1 protein-coding gene is annotated in these 1,816 nt (G+C 59.4%); it reads right to left on the reverse strand.

Features of this window, described 5'->3' with window-relative positions:
• Positions 1-117: 117 nt before the first annotated feature.
• Positions 118-1,816: DNA cytosine methyltransferase (locus WA367_RS12570; protein WP_336057128.1), on the reverse strand; the 1,699-nt coding region annotated here is incomplete at its 5' end.

Below are 1,816 nucleotides of genomic sequence, written 5' to 3' on the forward strand. Positions count from 1 at the left end.
CGCTCCTTGAAGGGCTACGATGAGCCAGAAATCCTCCTCTATCCGTTAAGCCGAAATTGTCTCATTGGTGCTGAACCCGGACAGTTGCGGTTCCATGAGTGGACTTCTGCAACATCATCAGCCGGCTGCGAGCTCCTCGCCGTCCCAATCTGAAGGATAAGGATCCACATGGTTCGGAACCGCCTTCAGATTGAGGCTCTTCCTGTGCAGGCGCTTCTGCTCCTTCTCCAGGTCAACCTTGTATCCGGTGAGTGCACGTAGGATCGAAAGGCCGACGGCTTGGGCCATCGCTGGTGGGAAGGCGTTGGCGATCTGCCGGAACTTTTGCAAATTGCTGCCCTGCAGCTGCCAGTCGTCGCGGAAGCCTTGCAGGCGGGCCATCATTTCCAGCGTCAGTTTCGGCATGTGATCGCGAGGCGCATCACGATCTGGCGCTGCCTTGGCGTAGTGGCCGGGGTCAACGCCGAGTTCTCTCCAGGTTTCCCGTGACTTCGGCTGTGCAAGATCAATGCCGCCCTTCTTCTGGCTGCCGCCGATGATGGTGGGTGCATAACCGTTGGCACGCTCTTTCCATTCATCCACATGGGCCCAGCCATTGGCTGCCATGAGGTCATAGAGTGCTTCACCAACCGTTGGTGCTTTCTTGGCCAAGGGCTCGGGCCAAGAGAAGCGGTGCATTATCCCGCGCCGGAAGCCGACGAGAATTGCTCGCCTGCGCTTTTGTGGCAGACCGAAGTCCGGGCCGCTCAGGATGCGCCATTCCGCATCGTATCCAAGGGCTGCCATGCGGGCGAGAATGCGCAAGCGGTGCATCGCGTTCGATGCCTGAAGAGCACCGGTGACATTCTCCAGCATGACGGCCTTGGGCTTCAGTTCACGGATGAGCTTCATGGCCTTCGGGAACAAATCGCGTTCGTCAGCTGCTCCCTTACGCTTGCCCGCCTGTGAGAAGGGCTGGCAGGGAACCCCACCTGCAAGAAGATCAATACCCACGAACTGGCTCAAATCTGCGTCGCGCAGATCCGCCTCGATGACGGGCCAGTGCTTGCCGTTGTGGCGCAACGTGGCGGCTGCATCCTTGTCCACTTCCACAAGGCCCACATGTTTGAACCCGGCAGCTTCAAGACCAATAGCCTGTCCGCCAGCACCAGCACAGATTTCCAGAACAGTAGGCGCTTTGTGGCCGTAAACACCAACGGGAACATCAAGCGGGGTGTCTCCGGCCTCCCTCATGCGCTTTACAGCCGAAGAGGTTCCGCTGTCGTCATCATAACCAAAGGCCCAGGCCAACTGCCATTGGAGGGAGCTGTTGAACGTGTAGGTGGCTTGCCATGGCTCGCCGTCGCCATAGTGTTCCTTGTAATAGACCTTCTCCTTGGCGATTGCCTGCAGCGCGCTGTAGGTTCCGGACCAGCCTCGGTTGAACCCTTCCCGTGATGCGGTGATGAATTCGGGATCAACAAGGTCAGGCAGATCCTTCAGAAGCTCCGCGGCACGAGGCGCAACCGCTTCGACGCGACCGATTTGGTGAACACTCGAGTCCTCCTCTTCCAGCTGCGCGATGGTGCAAACTTCTTCCGTCAGTGCGTGGAGGGAATCGAGCCAGGCATCTGCTGCAGCAAGTGCCTTATCACGTGCCTTGCGCGCAGCCGCATTGCGGAAGGCACGGCGGCGACGGTCATCGAGTGTGCCTTCCACTGCAGCCTTGGCCAACGCGATGTCGCGCTTCAGACCACGCAGTTCCCTTGCCTGCAGCGCGCGTCCGGACTTGATCATGCGGATTGCTTCATCGCGCACCGTCTCATCCTGCCCAGCC

The organism is Nitratireductor sp. CH_MIT9313-5, from assembly GCF_037029545.1.
In the GTDB taxonomy this organism is placed as follows: domain Bacteria; phylum Pseudomonadota; class Alphaproteobacteria; order Rhizobiales; family Rhizobiaceae; genus Chelativorans.